19 protein-coding genes and 1 tRNA gene are annotated in these 17,964 nt (G+C 66.6%); 8 read left to right on the forward strand and 12 right to left on the reverse strand.

Features of this window, described 5'->3' with window-relative positions; translation table 11 throughout:
- Positions 1-1,230: an L-2-hydroxyglutarate oxidase gene (gene lhgO / locus FIU66_RS11755; protein ID WP_167622942.1), complete on the forward strand. Its 1,230-nt coding sequence runs from the start codon at positions 1-3 to the stop codon at positions 1,228-1,230.
- A 59-nt stretch (positions 1,231-1,289) separates the two neighbouring features.
- On the opposite strand, the gene FIU66_RS11760 is transcribed toward lhgO, so the two are convergent.
- Positions 1,290-1,373, reverse strand: a tRNA-Tyr gene (locus FIU66_RS11760).
- A gap of 124 nt (positions 1,374-1,497) precedes the next feature.
- Here FIU66_RS11760 and rlmB point away from each other — a divergent pair.
- From rlmB to FIU66_RS11775, 3 genes are all read left to right on the forward strand, one after another.
- Positions 1,498-2,301, forward strand: coding sequence for a 23S rRNA (guanosine(2251)-2'-O)-methyltransferase RlmB (gene rlmB, locus FIU66_RS11765; protein ID WP_167622943.1), 804 nt, complete (start codon positions 1,498-1,500; stop codon positions 2,299-2,301).
- A gap of 95 nt (positions 2,302-2,396) precedes the next feature.
- A complete protein-coding gene (locus FIU66_RS11770; RefSeq protein WP_167622944.1) occupies positions 2,397-2,801 on the forward strand; it encodes a YHS domain-containing (seleno)protein in 405 nt (134 codons plus the stop codon).
- 212 nt (positions 2,802-3,013) lie between these two features.
- Positions 3,014-3,445, forward strand: a complete 432-nt coding sequence (locus tag FIU66_RS11775; RefSeq protein WP_240544681.1) for a CoA-binding protein — start codon at positions 3,014-3,016, stop codon at positions 3,443-3,445.
- Between the two features lie 36 nt (positions 3,446-3,481).
- On the opposite strand, the gene FIU66_RS11780 is transcribed toward FIU66_RS11775, so the two are convergent.
- The 6 genes from FIU66_RS11780 to FIU66_RS11805 form a co-directional block, all read right to left on the reverse strand.
- The gene (locus FIU66_RS11780) at positions 3,482-5,608 is read right to left on the reverse strand and encodes an OmpA family protein (protein ID WP_167622946.1); all 2,127 of its coding nucleotides are present in this window, start codon (positions 5,606-5,608) and stop codon (positions 3,482-3,484) included.
- A 163-nt stretch (positions 5,609-5,771) separates the two neighbouring features.
- Complete coding sequence (locus tag FIU66_RS11785) at positions 5,772-6,611, reverse strand: ferredoxin--NADP reductase (protein ID WP_167622947.1); 840 nt, start codon at positions 6,609-6,611, stop codon at positions 5,772-5,774.
- Between the two features lie 46 nt (positions 6,612-6,657).
- Complete coding sequence (locus FIU66_RS11790) at positions 6,658-7,044, reverse strand: DUF934 domain-containing protein (protein WP_167622948.1); 387 nt, start codon at positions 7,042-7,044, stop codon at positions 6,658-6,660.
- The gene (locus tag FIU66_RS11795) at positions 7,041-7,772 is read right to left on the reverse strand and encodes a phosphoadenylyl-sulfate reductase (protein WP_167622949.1); all 732 of its coding nucleotides are present in this window, start codon (positions 7,770-7,772) and stop codon (positions 7,041-7,043) included. Before FIU66_RS11795 ends, FIU66_RS11790 begins: the two co-directional genes overlap by 4 nt.
- Entirely contained in the window at positions 7,765-9,423 is a 1,659-nt protein-coding gene (locus FIU66_RS11800) for a nitrite/sulfite reductase (RefSeq protein WP_167622950.1), read from the reverse strand. Before FIU66_RS11800 ends, FIU66_RS11795 begins: the two co-directional genes overlap by 8 nt.
- Positions 9,416-9,757: a DUF2849 domain-containing protein gene (locus FIU66_RS11805; protein WP_167622951.1), complete on the reverse strand. Its 342-nt coding sequence runs from the start codon at positions 9,755-9,757 to the stop codon at positions 9,416-9,418. The genes FIU66_RS11800 and FIU66_RS11805 overlap by 8 nt, the downstream gene beginning before the upstream one ends.
- 100 nt (positions 9,758-9,857) lie before the next feature.
- Here FIU66_RS11805 and FIU66_RS11810 point away from each other — a divergent pair, with 100 nt between their 5' ends.
- From FIU66_RS11810 to FIU66_RS11820, 3 genes are read left to right on the forward strand one after another with little or no spacing between them, the layout of a single operon-like run.
- On the forward strand, positions 9,858-10,373 hold the full coding sequence (locus FIU66_RS11810) for an Lrp/AsnC family transcriptional regulator (RefSeq protein ID WP_167622952.1): 516 nt from the start codon (positions 9,858-9,860) through the stop codon (positions 10,371-10,373).
- Between the two features lie 24 nt (positions 10,374-10,397).
- Complete coding sequence (gene arsC, locus FIU66_RS11815) at positions 10,398-10,754, forward strand: arsenate reductase (glutaredoxin) (protein ID WP_167622953.1); 357 nt, start codon at positions 10,398-10,400, stop codon at positions 10,752-10,754.
- Positions 10,754-11,737 (forward strand): hypothetical protein, encoded by a 984-nt coding sequence (locus FIU66_RS11820; RefSeq protein ID WP_201281062.1) that lies wholly within the window; start codon positions 10,754-10,756, stop codon positions 11,735-11,737. Before arsC ends, FIU66_RS11820 begins: the two co-directional genes overlap by 1 nt.
- Here FIU66_RS11820 and FIU66_RS11825 read toward each other — a convergent pair.
- From FIU66_RS11825 to ileS, 4 genes are read right to left on the reverse strand one after another with little or no spacing between them, the layout of a single operon-like run.
- Positions 11,734-12,141 carry an OsmC family protein gene (locus FIU66_RS11825; RefSeq protein ID WP_167622954.1) on the reverse strand — a complete coding sequence of 136 codons (408 nt, stop codon included), beginning with the start codon at positions 12,139-12,141 and terminating at the stop codon, positions 11,734-11,736. The two genes, FIU66_RS11820 and FIU66_RS11825, sit on opposite strands and share 4 nt — an antisense overlap.
- Before the next feature lie 59 nt (positions 12,142-12,200).
- The gene (gene mgrA, locus FIU66_RS11830; RefSeq protein WP_167622955.1) at positions 12,201-13,238 is read right to left on the reverse strand and encodes an L-glyceraldehyde 3-phosphate reductase; all 1,038 of its coding nucleotides are present in this window, start codon (positions 13,236-13,238) and stop codon (positions 12,201-12,203) included.
- 56 nt (positions 13,239-13,294) lie between these two features.
- Complete coding sequence (locus FIU66_RS11835; protein ID WP_167622956.1) at positions 13,295-13,537, reverse strand: DUF3253 domain-containing protein; 243 nt, start codon at positions 13,535-13,537, stop codon at positions 13,295-13,297.
- Entirely contained in the window at positions 13,534-16,458 is a 2,925-nt protein-coding gene (gene ileS / locus FIU66_RS11840) for an isoleucine--tRNA ligase (protein ID WP_167622957.1), read from the reverse strand. The genes FIU66_RS11835 and ileS overlap by 4 nt, the downstream gene beginning before the upstream one ends.
- A 132-nt stretch (positions 16,459-16,590) precedes the next feature.
- On the opposite strand from ileS, the gene FIU66_RS11845 reads away from it, so the two are divergent.
- Positions 16,591-17,415, forward strand: coding sequence for a DUF6635 family protein (locus FIU66_RS11845; protein ID WP_240544682.1), 825 nt, complete (start codon positions 16,591-16,593; stop codon positions 17,413-17,415).
- Here FIU66_RS11845 and queF read toward each other — a convergent pair.
- Positions 17,412-17,873 (reverse strand): preQ(1) synthase, encoded by a 462-nt coding sequence (gene queF, locus FIU66_RS11850; RefSeq protein ID WP_167622958.1) that lies wholly within the window; start codon positions 17,871-17,873, stop codon positions 17,412-17,414. The two genes, FIU66_RS11845 and queF, sit on opposite strands and share 4 nt — an antisense overlap.
- Between the last annotated feature and the right edge of the window lie 91 nt (positions 17,874-17,964).

The raw sequence follows: 17,964 nt of genomic DNA on the forward strand, positions 1-17,964 counted from the left end.
ATGCCGCAGAATGATGTCGTGATCGTGGGCGGGGGCATCCTGGGCCTGACGACCGCCTGGAGCCTGCGGAACGCGAACCCCGACCTCCGCATCACCCTTCTGGAAAAGGAAAAGGGCCCGGGCCTTCACCAGTCGGGCCACAATTCCGGGGTGATCCATGCCGGGATCTACTATGCGCCGGGAAGCCTGAAGGCCACGCTTTGCAAGCAAGGGGCCGCGCGGACAAAGCTGTTCTGCGAACAGCACGGCATCCCCTTCGACACCTGCGGCAAGCTGGTCGTCGCCACGGAACCGCACGAACTGCCCGCACTGGAAAACCTTGGCGAAAGATCGCGGGCCAACGGCCTGGCCACGACCCTGATCGGAGGCGACGTACTGACCGAGATGGAGCCCAACATCGTCGGGCTTCGCGCGCTTTTCAGCCCCGCCAGCGGCATCGTCAGCTATGCCCGGATCTGTGCGACGCTTCGCGATCTTCTGGCCGCGCAAGGGGTCGATTTCCGCTTCGGCGCCTTTGTCACGAACCTGGACGAGCGTCCCGACGAGGTGGTCGTCGAAACCTCGGTCGGGGATTTCTCGGCCAGCTCGGCCGTCGCCTGCGCGGGGCTACAGGCGGACCGCATCGCGGCCATGTCAGGCCTGGCCGATGATTTCAGGATCATCCCCTTCAGGGGCGAATACTACCGCCTGGCCCCCCATCTGGACCAGGTTGTCCGCCACCTGATCTATCCGGTTCCCGAACCCTCGCTGCCGTTCCTGGGGGTTCACCTGACCCGGATGATCGGCGGCTATGTCACGGTCGGCCCCAATGCCGTCTTCTCGCTGGGCCGTGAAACCTATGGGCGCAGTTGGCCGGGTGCTGCCGATATCGCCGCCAGCCTTGCCTTTCCCGGCTTCTGGCGTCTGGCGCGGCGCTTTGCGAAGGTTGGCCTTCAGGAAATGCGCGGCAGCTTGTCCCGCAAGGTCTATCTTGAACGCTGCCGCCGCTATTGCCCCATGCTGACCCTGGCCGATCTGCAGCCCTATCCTTCGGGATTGCGGGCGCAGGCGGTGGGTCGGGACGGCAGGATGATCGACGACTTCCTGATCCGCGAAACGGCACGGACCCTGCATGTCTGCAACGCACCCTCGCCCGCCGCGACATCCGCATTTCCCATCGGGGACACGATCAGCGCGCGCCTTCTTGGCAAGATCGATGTGAAGCCGGCCCCTCGGGCGGCGGTGTCCTAGGCAGCGGACCGCGCCTTGTTCGGCCACGACCGCACCATTGCCGGAACACTAAGGGGAAATGGTGGGCGACCCTGGAATCGAACCAGGCATGGGTCTCCCCGGCGGAGTTACAGTCCGCTGCCGCACCTTGCAGCACGTCGCCCGCCGAGCCATTCGGCGTGGGGGCGTCATTAGCGGGCGTGGCGGGGGGCGTCAAGCGGATTTCGGCCCCTTGCGTCCGGGGTGCCATGCGCGCCATGAAGGGGGCCAGCCACAAGGATCCTGCGCATGGCCGAACGACCCGGAAAGCCCAAGAAACCCACCTGGGTGATCGACAAGGAACGCGCGCGCCGCGCTTCGGCAGCCGAGACGGTGTGGCTGTTCGGCCTGCACGCGGTCCGCGACGCGCTTGCCAATCCGCGCCGCGAAAAGCTGCGGCTGGTCGTCACGCAGAACGCTGTGGACCGGTTGGGCGACCTGCATGGCGTCACGCCCGAGATCACCGATCCCCGCGTCTTCGGCAAGGCGGCGCCCCTGGCCCCCGACAGCGTCCACCAGGGCGCCGCGCTCGAGGTGAAGCCGCTGAAATGGGGCGGGCTCAGCGACGTGGTGCTGCGCGAGGCCGCGGGCGAAAAGCGGCCGCTGCTGGTGGCCCTGGACCGGGTGACCGATCCCCACAACATCGGCGCCATCCTGCGCTCGGCCGAGGTCTTCGGGGCACGGGCGGTGATCGCACCGGCCCGCCATTCCGCACCCGAGACGGGCGCCCTTGCCAAATCTGCCTCGGGCGCCTTGGAACGGCAGCCCTATCTGCGCGTGCCCAACCTGGCCGAGGCGCTGAGTCAGTTGAAGGGCATGGGCTTTACGCTGATCGGCTTGGACGGGACCGGCACCAGCCCCCTGCCCGACCTGCTTGAAACCCTGCCGGGCCGCGCCGTCTGCCTGGTCCTGGGGGCCGAGGGGCCGGGGATGCGCGACCTGACCACCAAAAGCTGCGACCATGTCGCGCGCATTCCCTTTGCAGCGGATTTCGGATCCCTGAACGTGTCCAATGCGGCGGCGGTCGCGCTCTATGCAGCCAGCATGGCGTGAAAATCACATCGCTGCGACAATCCTTGCGGCGACGTTGAGAATCTTGGCCAGTGCTGCCAATTAAGGCTTCTGCTGCCGCCACAAACTGCCTGCCGATGAAAACGCTGCTGATCTCGTTGATGCTGACCGCCGCCCCAGTCCTGCCGGCCATGGCGCAGGATTGGGCCATGGACGGCTATGATGCCGTGGGATTCCTGGAAAGCGGGCGGCCCCTGCCGGGTCGGGGCGACATCTCGACGCTGTGGAAGGGCAAGGTCTGGCATTTCGCGTCCGAGGAGAACCGCAGCCGCTTTGAATCCGACCCCCGTCGTTTCGCCCCCGCCTTCGGCGGCTTGTGCCCTGTGGCGCTGTCCGAGGGGCGGCGCGTGGCCGGGGATCCCAAACATTTCGTCGTGATCGGCAACAAGCTATATCTGGTAGGGTCCAGCCGGGCATTCCGCAAGCTGCAGGCGGCGCCGGCCGATATCATCGCCAAGGCCCAGGAAAGCTGGCAACGCTGACAAATCTGCCCGCATTTTTCCATCACAAGATTGCGATTATTCTGGAACTTAAAGGCGGTGTTGCCCATTTACCATTCGGAACATGACCTCGGAACCGTCATGTTCAGATCACTGTCCCTCGTTCCGCGACTTGCGCCCGGCCAGTTTTCTGGACCGGGCGCCTTTTCTATGTAATGATCCTACAACTTTTGGACGAGGAGGGGAGGCCCGTCATGGAAGTCGATTTTCAGGATGACGAAGATATTGCGCGGATTGTGCGTGGCGTGAAGGTGATTGCGGTTGTGGGCCTGTCGCCGAACGAGGCACGGCCCAGCTGGGGCGTCGCGCGCTATCTCCAGGCCAACGGCTACCGGATCGTGCCCGTCAATCCGGGTCAGGCCGGACACACGATCCTGGGCGAAAAGGTCTATGCCCGGCTGGCCGATATTCCTGCCACCGAAGGCGTCGAGATGGTTGACATCTTTCGCCGGTCCGAGGCGGTCGGGCCGATCGTGGACGAAGCCCTGGCGCATCTTCCGCACCTGAAGTCGATCTGGATGCAGCTTGGAATCCGGAACGATGCCGCAGCCCGCAAGGCGGAACAGCGCGGCATCATCGTCATCCAGGATCGCTGTCCGAAGATCGAGTTTCCCCGCCACCTTTGAACGAAAAAGCCCCGGCACTGCCGGGGCTTTTCTTCGTCAGTTGGCCTCTGCCGTCTGCAGAAGGTCGGTGATGCGCCGCACCGCTGCGCGGCGGTTTTCGCGGACATCGCCTTCCTGCCTTACCTGCAGGAATTGCTCGCCATAGCCCTGAACCACCAAGTTTTCCGGCGGGACGTCGAAGTATTCGGACAGCGCCAGGGCGACCGATTCCGCGCGCCGGTCCGACAAGGCCAGGTTGGCGGCATCCGCACCCACCGTGTCGGTATGACCCTCGATCAGGAACATCTCGCGCGGGTTTTCGGCAATCGATTCCGCGATGACATTGCCCAGCGTGGACAGTTGGCGCGCCTGGTCCGGCGAAATGGCGGCCGAGCCGGTGTCGAAGGTGATCGCGTCGATGGTCACCGGCGGCACCAGGGCGCGCACCTCGGGGATGCTGCGGACCTGACCCAAGGTGAAGCGGCGATCCAGGTCAACCTCGCGGCGCAGGGCCTCGCGAAGGGCGGATTCGTCCTGATAGACGCCGGTGGAGGCAACCGGCGCGGGTGCGGGCAGCGTTGCCACGTCCACGGGTTCCACCGTTGCGGTGTCGTCGATCAGGCGCGTCTGGGTGCCGTCGGGCGATACCAGCGTGCGGCGCAGCACGCGCAGATCGGCATCGCGGATGGTCACGACGCGGCTGCCGTCGCTGCGGGTCACGACCGTGCGGGACGAACCATCGTCGAAGTTCTCGGTCGCAACGGTCGATCCCGGCTGGCGCAGCAGCGCGACCTCGTCCTTGATGACCTCTTGGCTGCCATCGGCGCGGGTCACGACGACCCGGTCCGGCGCGCTGAGCGTCACCTGCCGGTTGTTGTTCAGGTAGGTGCCAACGGCGACCGCGCCCAAGCCCAGCAGCAATGCCTTGGCCAAGTCGTTGTCGTCATCGTCGTCTTCCTCGCGGGCGGCCTGTTCCCCTTCGGTCGCCTGTTCCTGTCCGGGCTCAAGCGCCTCGCGCAGGCTGGTGGCGAAATCCTCGCTGGATGAACGGCTGTTCTCCTCGGTGATTTCCTGCTCGACGACCTCGCCCTCCTGCTCATCGTCAAGCGCGGCAGCGGTGGCTGCGCCGGTTTCCTGCGCCGCCTGCTCGGCCGCCTCGGTCACCGGGGCATCGGCCTCGGGGGCATTGCCTTCACCTTCGGGGGCAGCGGCCTGTTCGGCGGACTGGTCCTCGGCAGGCTGGTTCTCGGTGGTCTCGTTCGCGGTGGACTGGTTCTCGGCGGCAGGCGTTCCATCCTGCTGCTCAAGCGCCTCGCGCAGCGCATCCTCGCCCTGTTCACCGGCAGGCGCATCGGCTTCGGCTTGGGCAGGTTCCTCGGCTGCTTCTTCCGCTGCCGGTGTTTCCGCGGCCTGCTGCTCGGCCTCAAGCGCGTCGCGCAGCGAATCTTCGCTTTCGGCCGTGTCTTCGGGTGCGGGTTCGGGTCGGTCGGCCTGCTGTTCGCGGGCTGCGGCAGCCGGGCGTTCCTGGTCCTGCTGGCGCGCGGCCTCGGCCGGGCGCTCGTCGGTCACGGCATCAGCTTCGGCGGCGGCAGGGGCTTCCTCGGCAGCAGCCTCGGCTTCGGTGGTTTCCTCGGCCTCGGTCTCGGCGGGCGCGGTTTCGCGGTTCCCGGCCCGGGCCGGACGCTCGGCTTGCTGTTCGCGCGCGGCGGCGGCGGGACGCTCGGCCTGCTGCTCGCGCGCGGCCTCGGCAGGACGTTCCGCGGCTTCGGGCTGGGTCTCGGCAGAGGTCTCGGCAGGCGCTTCCTCAGAGGCGCCCTCAGAAGCGCCCTCAGAAGCGCCCTCGGTGGCCTCCTCGGCTGGCGCTTCTGCTTCAGGCTCGGCCGCAGCTTCGGCCGGGGCGGCCTCCTCGGCGGCTTCGGATGCCTGTTCCTGGGCCGCTTCCCCGGCTGCGGGTTCTTCGACCGGCTCCTCGGCGACTTGCTCTGCGGCGGCTTCCTCGGCCGGGGCTTCCTCGCTGGCCTCGGTGGGGGCGGCCTGTTCGGCCTGCGTTTCGGCCGGCTGTGCCTGCGCAGGCGGAACCGGCGGCTGTTCACCATCGGCCGGTGCCTGGGCCTGGGCCATCGGCGGCACCAGCAGCGACAGGCAGGCCGCTATGGCCGTGGTGTTGTTGATCATGCGACGCATGGGTCTTCCCTTCCCTTGAACGGGTTGATCTGTCGCGAAATCAACCGGCAATCCAAGACGCGGGTTCCCAACATCAGCGTGACCGGGGCGTGATCGGCGGAAAGTTCCGACGAAAAAGGGCGCAGTCATCCCGCGCCCTTTTCATCCGTCAATTCTGAAGGGCTTAAACGCCGTCGCCCACGAAGGCCTTTTCCACCACGAATTCGCGGGGTTCCGAATTGGCGCCTTCGTGCAAGCCAAAGCCTTCCAGCACCGCCTTCACATCCACGTTGAATGCCAGGCTGCCGCAGACCATCGCGCGATCCGTTTCCGGGCTGATCGGCGGCAGGCCCAGGTCGGTGAAGACCTTGCCCGAGGTCAGGTTGTCCGTGATCCGGCCCATCAGCGGCGATTCCTCGCGCGTGGTGGTGGGGTAGTAGACCAGGCGGTTGGCGAAATCCTCGCCGTAGATCTCGCCCAGCAGGGGATCGTGCTTCAGGTTTTCGACCAGTTCGCGGCCATAGGTCAGTTCCTCGGCGGTGCGGCAGGTATGCATCATGATTACCTGTTCATACCGCTCGTATGTTTCGGGATCGCGCATCAGCGACGCGAAGGGCGCGATGCCGGTGCCGGTGGCCAGGAACCACAGCCGCTTGCCGGGCAGCAGCGCGTCAAGGACCAGCGTGCCTACGGGCTTGGGCCGCAGGATGATCTCGTCTCCCGGCTGGATGTGCTGCAGCTTCGAGGTTAGCGGCCCGTCCGGCACCTTGATCGAATAGAATTCCAGTTCCTCGTCCCAGTTGGGCGAGGCGATGGAATAGGCGCGCAGCAACGGCTTGCCGTTGTCGCCCAGCAGACCGATCATCACGAATTCGCCCGAACGAAAGCGCAAGGACGCAGGACGCGTCACCCGGAAGGAAAACAGGCTGTCGGTCCAATGCTTGACCGCCGTCACGGTCTGCGCGTCGGGAAGGGTCTTGGAGGCGGTCTTGGCAGCTTCGGCCACGGGAATGTCCAGGGTCATGGGAAGTCCTGCATGTTCTAGTCGATGGGGCGGCGGGGCGAAAGCCCTAGCCCGCCAGGTGGGCGCGGTGGTCGAAGGCCTTCCAGTCGGCTCGTGCGATCCACTGCTCGGCCGGCTGGCGCGCGGCGATGTCGGGGGCGACCTCGACCTCGTCGAAACCCACGCGGCGGGCCATCGCATACTGGTCCGCGATCAGCCGGCCCGAGGCGCGAAGGCGGCCCTTGAAGCCCAATTCGCGAAGCCGGCGGGCCAGCGAAAAGCCGCGCCCGTCGGTGAAGGCGGGAAAGTCGATCGAGATCAGTGCGCGGTCCAGATAGGTGGCCAGATCGGCCAGCGGCGTGTCGGGGGCCAGGGTCACCTCGGCCTCGTCCACCAGCGGATGGAAGCCGTCGTCGCGCGCGATGACGCGTTCGCTGTTCAACTGGTCGGTCATGCCGGAACCTTTCCGCGGACGATCTTGCCGCCAATGAAGTGGATGCCGCATTCGGTCTTGTCGCTGCCGCGCCAGCGTCCGGCGCGGGGATCCTCGCCCGGCTTCACCGGCGAGGTGCAAGGCGCGCAGCCGATGGACGGATAGCCCTTTGCCACCAGCGGATGGCGCGGCAGGTTGTTCTCGACCATGTATTCCTGCACATCCTCGGCCCGCCAATGGGCCAGCGGGTTGATGCGCAGGCGGGACGGCGGCTCGGGCTCGAAGAACTCCAGCGCGGCACGGTCGTTGTTCTGGAACCGCTTGCGGCCCGTGATCCAGGCGTCATAGCCAGACAGCGCGCCTTCCAGCGGCACCGTCTTGCGCAGGTCGCAGCAGGCATTGGCGTCGAACTGGTGCAGCGTCCCGTCGGGATCCTGGCGCGCGACCTGGGTCTGGTCGGCACGGATCACTTGGACATTGGTCAGGCCCAGCCGGGCCGATACGTCCCGCTGGTATTCCAGCGTTTCGGGAAACAGCATCTGCGTGTCGATGAACAGCACCGGCAGACCGGGCGCAACCCGGCTGACCATATGCAGCAGCACCACGGATTCGGCCCCGAAGGACGACACCAGTGCCACCCGCCCCAGATCCGGGTCGCTGACGGCGCGGCGCAGGACCTCGGTCGCTGCATGATGACGATAGCGGTCGTTCAACCGCGCGGCACGACTGTCCAGCGTGTCATCAAGCATGGGCAGGCTCGGGATAGAGCGCGGCCTTGAACGGGGCGGGACCAAGCCGGCGATAGGCGTCGATGAAGCGTTCCGAGGCGTCCGCGCGGACTTCAAGATAGGCGCGCAGCAGGCGATCGACAGCAGGCACGACCTGGTCGTAGGGGAAGCCCGCGCCGGCGCGCTCGCCGATGGCCGGGATGTCGTAGCCGTCGCCGCCCAGGGTGATCTGGTAGTTTTCCACCCCCGCCCGGTCCAGGCCCAGGATGCCGATATGGCCCAGGTGGTGATGCCCGCAGGCGTTGATGCAGCCCGAGATGCGGATGTTCAGCTTGCCGATTTCATCCTCTAGGCCCGCATCCTTGAAATGCGTCGCGATTTCCTGGGCGATGGGGATCGACCGGGCGGTCGCCAGGGTGCAATAGTCCATGCCCGGGCAGGCGATGATGTCGCTGGTCAGCCCGGCATTGGCCACCGCCAGCCCCGCCTTTTGCAGCGCCGCATAGACGGCGGGCAGGTCAGACTTGTGGACATGGGGCAGCACGACGTTCTGGTCATGGCTGATGCGCAGGTCGTCATGGCCGTATTGTTCCGCCAGATCGGCCAGCAGGCGCATCTGGTCGGCCGTGGCATCGCCCGGCGTCTCACCATGCGTCTTGAAGGTCACGATCACGCTGGCATAGCCATCGACCTTGTGGGGGTGCAGGTTGGTGTCGGTCCAGCTGCGGAAGGCGCCGTTCCTGGCCCGCTCGGCCTCATAGCCGTCGGTCGGGCCGTTGCGGAAGGCGGGCGCGGCGAAGCGGTCGCGGAAGATCGCCAAGGCCTCGCGGTCGGCGCCGTGGAAGTCGCGGCGGCGGTTCTGGAACTCCTCCTCGACCTCGGCCTTGAAGACGTCCAGGCCGCGCTCGTGCACGGTGATCTTGATGCGGGCCTTGTACTTGTTGTCGCGCCGTCCCGACAGGTTGTAGGTCGAGATGATCGCCTCGATATAGGCCAGCAGGTCCGCCTCGGGCAGGAAGTCGCGGATCACCTTGCCCAGCATGGGCGTACGGCCGAGGCCCCCGCCGACCCAGACCTCGAACCCGGTCTGGCCGTCCTTCTGGATCAGGCGCAACCCGATGTCATGGGCGGCGACCAAGGCGCGGTCGCGCTGTGCGCCGCTGATGGCGATCTTGAACTTGCGCGGCAGGAACTGGAATTCGGCATGGTCGGTGGACCAACTGCGCAGCAGCTCGGCATAGGGACGCGGGTCCATGTATTCGTCGGCCGCCGCGCCCGCGAATGCGTCGGTCGTCACGTTGCGGATCGTGTTGCCGGATGTCTGGATCGCGTGCATCCCGACGGATGCCAGCTTGTCCAGCATGTCGGGGATCTCGACCAGCTTGGGCCAGTTGAACTGGATGTTCTGCCGCGTGGTCCAGTGGCCGTAGCCCTTGTCATAGGTTTCGGCCAGATGGGCCAGCATCCGCATCTGGTCGGGGCTGATCGTGCCATAGGGGATGGCGATCCGCAGCATATAGGCGTGCAGCTGCAGATAAACGCCGTTCATCAGGCGCAGGGGCCGAAACTCTTCTTCTGTCAGGCTGCCGTCCAGGCGACGTTCCACCTGGGCGCGGAACTGGGCCGCGCGGTGGCGCACGTAATCGGTATCGACGGGACGGACGTCAAACATTGCTGGCCTCGGACTGCTTGGCTTGCTTCAGGGTCTGGATGCCGTGGAAATAGTTGGACGGCCCGCGCTGCCGGAAGGCCTCGCGGAAATGGGTCGGCTCGGGGCCGTTGGGGCCGCGCCGCGCCTCGACCAGATAGGGGCCGACGACGATGTTGGACTGGCCCACCGCCTTCAGCAGCGCCAGATCGGCGATGGCCTCGTCCTCGAACAGGGTCGCCTGCGCGGGATCGGCGGTCCAGCCGTCCTCGCACATCCACAGGTTATGGCCTTCGCGCAGGTCGTTTGCGGTGATGACGCCGGGCTTGGCGGCCGTCGGTACGAAGGCTTTGCTCATGGTCTGACCCTTTCGGATTGGTCCTTACAATATAGAATTTTGTTCTGGATCTTTGCGATAGGGTCAGGAAAATAAGGACATTCAGCCACGTTGGACGATCATGACGGAACAGCTTCCACAGAATACTGGCCACGCCAAAACAAATTTCCGGCTGGACGAGGTGGATCGCAAAATCCTGTCCCTGCTTCAAGAGGATGCAAGCCTTTCGCTCGACCAGATCGCCGACCGGGTGGGGGCGTCCAAGACCCCCGTCTGGAACCGCATCCGCAAGCTGCGGGAAGCCGGCGTGATCCGCCGCCAGGTGGCGATCCTCGACCCCGAGGCGCTGGGGCTGGAGGCCTGCTTCTTCGTGCTGATCCGCACCAGCGAACATGACAAGGCCTGGGCTGCCAGGTTCCTGAAGGCGCTGCGCGAACGCCCCGAGGTGATCGAGGCGCACCGGCTGGCGGGCGACATCGACTATATCCTGAAAGTGCAGGTCAGGAACGCGCGCGCCTATGACCGCTTCTACCAGTCGCTGATCGCCGAGGTGAAGATCCACAACGTCACGGCGCTTCTGTCGATGGAGGAGATCAAGGCAACCAGTGCGCTTCCTATTCCGGACGTTGCGCGCTAAGGTTGTATCGACCTTGGGGGCTGCATGTCCGAATACCTGATCTGGCACAATCCGAAATGCTCGACCTCGCGCTTCGTGCTGCAAGCCTTGCAGGATGCAGGCGTGGATCCGGCGGTGCGCGATTATCAGCAGCAATCCCCCTCGGCCCAGGAACTGCGCGACGCGCTTGATCGACTGGGCATCGCCCCGCGCAGCCTGCTGCGCCGCAAGAACACGCCCCATGACGACCTGGGCCTGGGTGATCCCGCCTTGTCCGACGAGTCCTTGATCGCCGCCATGGCGGACCACCCCGCCCTGATCGAACGCCCCGTGGTCTTCGGGCCAAGGGGCGCGCGCCTGTGCCGGCCCAAGGAAACCGTCTTCGCCATGCTGGCCGGCTGATGGCTGCGCCGAACCTGCTGATCGTGGCCCAGGCTGGGCCGCTGGAGTTCCAGGCGATCATCTTCGCCGCCAGCCTGCGCCATGCCGCGCCCGATTTCGCCGGACGCCTGATCGTGGCCGAGCCGCAGCCGGACGGGGCTTGGGCCGGGCATGACACCCGGATCCCCGACGACACCCGCGCCCTGCTGGACTCGCTCGGGGCCGAGATCGCGCCCTTCATCGCCCGCCATTTCGGCGCGGCCTATCCCTATGGCAACAAGATCGAGGCGCTGTCGGTCCTGCCCCAGGACCAGCCCTTCGCCTTCTTTGACACGGACACGCTGATCCTGGGTCCGCTGGACCAGGTGCCCTTTGACAGCGCCCTGCCCGCGGCCTCGATGCGGCGCGAAGGGACATGGCCCGAACCGCCGCTCTACGGCCCAGGCTACGGGGCGATCTGGAAGTCGCTTTACGACCGCTTCGGGCTGGACTTCGCATCCTCACTGGACCTGTCCCAGCCCGACGAGCATTGGGAACGTTACCTGTATTTCAACGCAGGCTGGTTCTTCGGGCCCGACCCGGCGGTCTTCCGGCAACGCTTTCTCGACTGGGCCTTGTCGGTGCGCCGTGACCCGCCCGACGAACTGGCCTGCCAAAGCCTGGACCCCTGGCTGGACCAGGTGATCCTGCCCCTGGTGATCCACAGCCTTGGCGGCGGGCGCCCCGGCCCCGGCCTTGCGGGTCTTGATGGCGCCGTCACCTGCCATTACCGCAACCTGCCGCTGCTCTACGCCCGCGAATCCGACCGGGTGCTGGAGGTGCTGGAGGCTGCGGCCGCCCCGAACCGCATCAAGAGGCGGCTGAAGGACTGGGCGCCGGCAAAGAAGCTGATCTACCAGGGCAAGGGCCGCCAGAAGGTCCGCCCCCTGTTCGCCGACGGGCTGCCGCCCAAGGAAAAGCCGATCCGGCAGACGCTGAGGAAGAACGGCTGGTGGTGGGACTAAACCCCCTGCCCCACGGACACCGGGATCCCGCGCGGCAGGGAACAGCCGACCATCGAGCTTTCCCGGGCCTCGTCTATCAGGGGGCCAGGGTCGGAGCCATCCTCCAGCGTGCAGCGAACCGCCAAGTCCGCCCCCGTCGCGATCAGCGGATCGCCCTCCATCGACAGATCCACCCTGACCGCCAGTGACGCGATGCCTAAGCCGCGCCGATGCGCGATATAGCGCAGGTCGTTGCAGAAGCAGCCGCCGATCGCCAGGGCCAGCAGTTGCGCCCCGTTGAAGCCCAGGCCCAAGCCCCCGGCCTTGCCTTCGGGCCGGTCAACGATGATGCAATGACTGCCCGCCCGGCCAATGGCCGCCTCGGTTCCCGGCAGGTTCGTCAGGCTGACGCTGGCGACGGGCAAGACGCCCCCCTTCGCTTGATCCCGGCCTCAGCCTAGCACGAAGGGGGGCCGCTGTCGCGTCAGTCCTCGCCGGCGTCCTCGGTCGATCCGCGCCAGATGTTGACGTCGCCGCCCGCCGACAGGTCGTCGATGCGGGCAAGTTCCTCGGCGGTGAAATCCAGCCGTTCCAATGCACCGACGCAATCCGCCACCTGCGACGCGCGCGAGGCGCCGATCAGCGCGCTTGTCACGCGGCCGTCGCGCAGGGTCCAGGCCACGGCCATCTGCGCCAGCGACTGCCCCCGTCCGGCGGCCATGTCGTTCAACCCGTTCAGGCGCCCGATCAGCGTGTCGGTCAGCCAGTCCTTTGCCAGCGACTTGCCCTGCGCCGCGCGGCTGTCGGCGGGAATGCCCTTCAGGTACTTGCCGGTCAGCATCCCCTGGGCCAGCGGCGTGAAGACGATGCTGCCTGTTCCCTCGTCCTCAAGCGTGTCCAGCAGGTTGTCATGTTCGATCCAGCGGTTCAGCATGTTGTAGCTGGGCTGGTGGATCAGGCATGGCGTGCCCAGGTCGCGCAGGATCGCCACGGCTTCCCGTGTGCGGGCGCTGTTGTAGCTGCTGATGCCGACATAAAGCGCGCGGCCCGAGCGGACGATGTAATCCAGGGCGCCCATCGTTTCTTCCAGCGGCGTGTCGGGGTCGAAACGGTGGGAATAGAAGATATCGACATGATCCAGGCCCATCCGCTTCAGCGACTGGTCGCAGGACTGGATCAGGTATTTGCGGCTGCCAAATTCGCCATAAGGCCCCGGCCACATACGCCAGCCCGCCTTGCTGCTGATGACCAACTCGTCCCGGAGACCCGCGAAATCCGTCCGCAGGATCTCGCCAAAGGCTTCCTCGGCGCTGCCGGGGGGCGGGCCATAGTTGTTGGCCAGGTCGAAATGGGTGATCCCCAGGTCAAAGGCCGTGCGGCAGATGTCACGCTTGGTCTCGTGCGGGGTGTCGTGGCCGAAGTTGTGCCAAAGGCCCAGGCTGATCGCGGGCAGCATCAGGCCGGACCTGCCGCAGCGGCGATATTGCATCCGGTCGTAACGATCTGGGTTCGGCATATACATCGGGGACCTGCTGGTTGTTCACGCGCGGCGCAGGATGGTGCCGTGCCGGTGCCGCGTCAAGCAGGCGGCCCAAGGCGGACAGGACCACGAAGATCCGGCCCGGCGACCACCTTGCCGCCCTGCGTGATGCCGATCCTACCCTCGGCCTGAAGGCGCAGGGCCTCGGCCCGGATCGCTAGCATCAGCGGGCGCCAATCGGCGGCAAGGTCGCGGGCGATCTCGCTGGGGCAGCAGGTGGTGCCGGGGCGCAGCCCGGCAACCCGCGCAAGGATGGCCCTGCGCAGGTCCGGGTCCGTCATCCCAGCACGTCATTGCAACGGGCGCAAACGCCCGGATGCTTGTGGGTGCCGACATCGGGCAGGATCTTCCAGCACCGCTGGCACTTCTCGCCATCGGCCGCCTCGAAGACCACGCCGATGCCGGGGGTCTCGGCCATGCGGAAGGCTTCCGCCGGGGCCGGGTCGGCGGTCAGCGACAGGTCCGATGTGATGCAGACATCCGCAAAGTCCACGGATTTCAGCGCGGCCAGCATGTCGCGGTCATCGACATGGACCACGGGCGCGGCCTCCAGGCTTGCGCCGATGGTCTTGTCCGTCCGCTTCACCTCGAGCGCCGCCGTCACGACGCGGCGGGCGCGGCGGACGTGGTCCCATTTCAGCGCCAGCGGCTCGTTCAGCCAATCGGCGGGGGTCGCCGGGAAGTCCTGCAGATGCACGCTGTCGTCATAGGAGGGGAAGCGCGACAGCCACACATCCTCGGTCGTGAAGGGCAGGATCGGGGCCAGCCAGGTGACAAGCCGGTGGAACAGGATGTCCAGCACCGTCCGCGCGGCCCGGCGACGCGGATCCGTCGCGGCGTCGCAGTAAAGCGCGTCCTTGCGGATGTCGAAATAGAAGGCCGACAGGTCCACGGTGCAGAACTGGAACAGCGTCTGGAACACGCCTTGGAAGTCGAACTGGTCATAGCCCTTGCGGACCGCGTGATCCAGTTGCGCCAGCCGGTGCAGCACCCACTGTTCAAGCTCGGGCATCTGCGCGGGGTCCACCTTTTCGGCATCCGTGAACCCGTCCAAGGCGCCCAGCAGGAAGCGCAGCGTGTTGCGCAGCCGACGATAGCTGTCGGCAGTGCCCTTCAGGATTTCCGGCCCGATCCGCTGGTCGGCGGTATAATCCGCCTGCGCCACCCACAGGCGCAGGATGTCGGCGCCGTATTGCTCGATCACCTTGGCGGGGACGATGGTGTTGCCCAGCGACTTGGACATCTTCATGCCCTTCTCGTCGAGCGTGAAGCCGTGGGTGACAACATTGCGATAGGGCGCGCGGCCCTTGGTCGCGCAGCCCTGCAACAGCGAGGACTGGAACCAGCCGCGATGCTGGTCGGTGCCTTCAAGGTAAACGTCCGCGATCCCGTCGGGCGCCCCATCCGCCCGGTCGCGCAGCACGAAGGCATGGGTCGAGCCCGAGTCGAACCACACGTCCAGCACGTCCATGACCTGGTCGTAATCGTCGGGGTCCACCACGCCGTCCAGCATCCGCGCCTTGAAGCCGTCGCGATACCAGACATCCGCGCCTTCGGATTCAAACGCCGCTATGATGCGGTCGTTCACCCGCTGGTCGCGCAGCAGGAAGTCGTCGTCGGTGGGCTTGGCGCCGCGACGCACGAAGCAGGTCAGCGGCACGCCCCAGGCCCGCTGGCGCGACAGCACCCAGTCGGGGCGGTTCTCCACCATCGAGTGGATGCGGTTCCGCCCGGTCTGCGGCCACCATTTCACCAGCTTGTCGATCGAGGTCAGCGCGCGCGAGCGGATCGTCTGGCCATGGTCGTTCATGCCGTCGGTCAGCGGCTTGTCGATGGCCGCGAACCATTGCGGCGTGTTGCGATAGATGAGCGGCGCCTTGGATCGCCAGCTGTGCGGATAGGAGTGCTTGATCTTGCCCTTGGCCAGCAGCGCGCCCGCATAGGCCAGCTGCTTGATGACGCTGACATTGGCCGGGCCGTCCTTGCCGTCCGCGTCGATGATCGCCTGCCCGCCGAACAGCGGTAGGTCCTTGCGATACGATCCGTCGGGCTCGACGTTATAGGTCATCGGCAGCTTGAAGCGCAGGCCCAGCTGATAGTCGTCGTCGCCGTGGCTGGGCGCGGTGTGGACAAAACCCGTGCCCGCGTCGTCGGTGACGTGATCGCCCGGCAGCAGGGGCACGTCATAGTCCCATTCGCCATTGCCGCCCTCGACGCCGCGCAGGGGGTGCGACAGCAGCACCCCCTCGAGCTCCGCCGCGGGGACATCGGCCACGCGTTGCCACTCCTCAACCTTCGCAGCCTTCATCACGCTTTCAGCCAAGGCATCGGCCAGCACCAGCAGCTCACCCGCTTGCGCGGTCGCGGTCTCGGCCACCGTCCCGACCCGATACAGGCCATAAGCGATCCCCGGATTGAACGCGACGGCCCGGTTCTGCGGGATCGTCCAGGGCGTCGTCGTCCAGATGACCACGCTTGCAGGCTTCTTCGTTGCCCAAATACCCTGCGACGATTCCACGCCAAACCGCACCCAGATCGTATGGCTGGTGTGGTCCTTGTATTCGACCTCGGCCTCGGCCAAGGCGGTCTTTTCCACCGGCGACCACATCACGGGCTTCGACCCCTGATACAGCGCGCCGTTCATCACCAGCTTCATGAACTCGGCCGCGATCACCGCCTCGGCGTGGAAATCCATCGTCAGATAGGGATTGTCCCACTTGCCGGTGATGCCAAGGCGCTTGAACTCGGCCCGCTGGATGTCGATCCATTCGTCGGCGAAGCGGCGGCATTCCTGGCGGAACTCGACCACGTCCACGGCATCCTTGTCGCGGCCCTCGGCGCGGTATTTCTCCTCGATCTTCCATTCGATCGGCAACCCGTGGCAATCCCAGCCGGGGACATAGCGCGCATCGCGGCCCATCATCTGGTGGCTGCGCACGATGATGTCCTTGATGGTCTTGTTCAGCGCGTGGCCGATATGCAGGTGTCCGTTCGCATAGGGAGGGCCGTCGTGCAGGATGAAGGGCGCCCGGCCTTCGCTGCGTTCGCGCAGGCGGTCATAGATGCCGATGCGGTCCCAGCGGGCCAGCCATTCGGGTTCACGCTGCGGCAGGCCCGCGCGCATCGGAAACTCGGTCTGCGGCAGGAAAACGGTGTCGCGGTAGTCGGGGGCATCGGTCGTAACGGTGGTATCGGCGGCCATCGGGGCATCCTTCGAGGGCATGAGGTTCGGACAAGCGGCGACCCGGCGGCGCGAAACCTCACGCCACCGGGTTGCTAATTCGGGATCCGAACGCCAGAAATTCCATGCCGACCTCTATAGAAAGCCGCCCGCGTGCCCGCAACCCTGACCGACGATGCCATGGCCCGCCGCCGCGCCGCCGTGTCGCGCTTTGTCCGCGACCGGTACGGGCTTCGCGGCACCCTGCGCCTGCACCGCGCGGCGCTTGGGTGGGACCTGCTGCGCGCGCCGGTCAATGTGATGCTGTCGCCGGTCTTTATTCTAACGCGGCTGGTGGGCTGGGCGCTGCCCCGGCTGGGCCTACGCCGCGCGGGCGCCTGGCTTTCGGCGCGGCGGGTGTTCCTGCCCTCGGACATGGGCCGGGTGATCCAGGCCGACCTGGAGGCCCTGGTGGCGGACCTTGACGCGCAGGGCATTGGCCCCGGTGCCCCGCCCGCCATCACCCGCCAGGCCGCCGCCACCCTGGCCGAGACCCGCAACGCCGTGTCCGAGATCACGACCTCGGTCATCGTGCTGGCCTCGGGGTGGCTTCTGTTCAACCGCCCCACGCCCGGCGTGATCTCGCTGGCAGGCCCGCTGGCCGAGATGCGCGCCCATTCGACCGCTGTCAGCGATTTCCTTCTGGGCGACCAGTTGGGCCGCGCCTGGTACTGGGCCTTCCCGGTCGAGCTTTCGCCGTGGGAAGTGATCCTGACGGGCCTGGCGCTGGCGGTGATCGGATCGCTGGTCACGACCTTCGCGGGGCTGGTCGCCGATCCGCTGCAGGTCGCGACCGGCACGCATCGCCGCCGGATCCTGCGCCTGCTGGACCGGCTGGACCGCGCCCAGCCGGGACCGGGCCTTGAACGCGAACACCTTCTGGCGCGGGCGGGCGATCTGTCGGACGCCGCGCTGATGATCTGGCGGAACCTGCGCTAGCCGCGTCCGCGATAGCCCGCCACGCCTTGGTCGGGCAGCCACAACCCCGCAGGCGCCGCCCCCGTCTGCCAGAAGACGTCGATGGGCATCCCGCCGCGTGGATACCAATACCCGCCGATCCGCAGCCATTGCGGCGCGATGGCGTCCACCAGCCGCTTGCCGATGCCGACTGTGCAATCCTCGTGAAAGGCCCCGTGGTTGCGGAAGCTGCCCAGGTAAAGCTTCAGCGACTTTGATTCGACCAGCCAGTCGCCAGGGACATAGTCGATCACCAGATGCGCGAAATCCGGCTGGCCGGTGATCGGGCAAAGGCTGGTGAACTCGGGCTGGGTGAAGCGGACGGCATAGACCTCGCCAGCCTGCGGGTTCGGCACGCGTTCCAGCACCGCCTGTTCGGGATCGGCGGGCAGGTCGGTCTTGGCGCCAAGCTGGGTCAGGGCGTCGGTGTAATGGGTCATGGGAAATCCTTCCGGGCTGGCGCGCGGCGATAGCAGCACCGGCCCCATGCGTCAAACCGCGCCTTGCGCCGGAGCCGCCCGCAGGCCACAT

This window comes from Paracoccus sp. AK26, assembly GCF_011801365.1.
Lineage (GTDB): Bacteria > Pseudomonadota > Alphaproteobacteria > Rhodobacterales > Rhodobacteraceae > Paracoccus > Paracoccus aerius.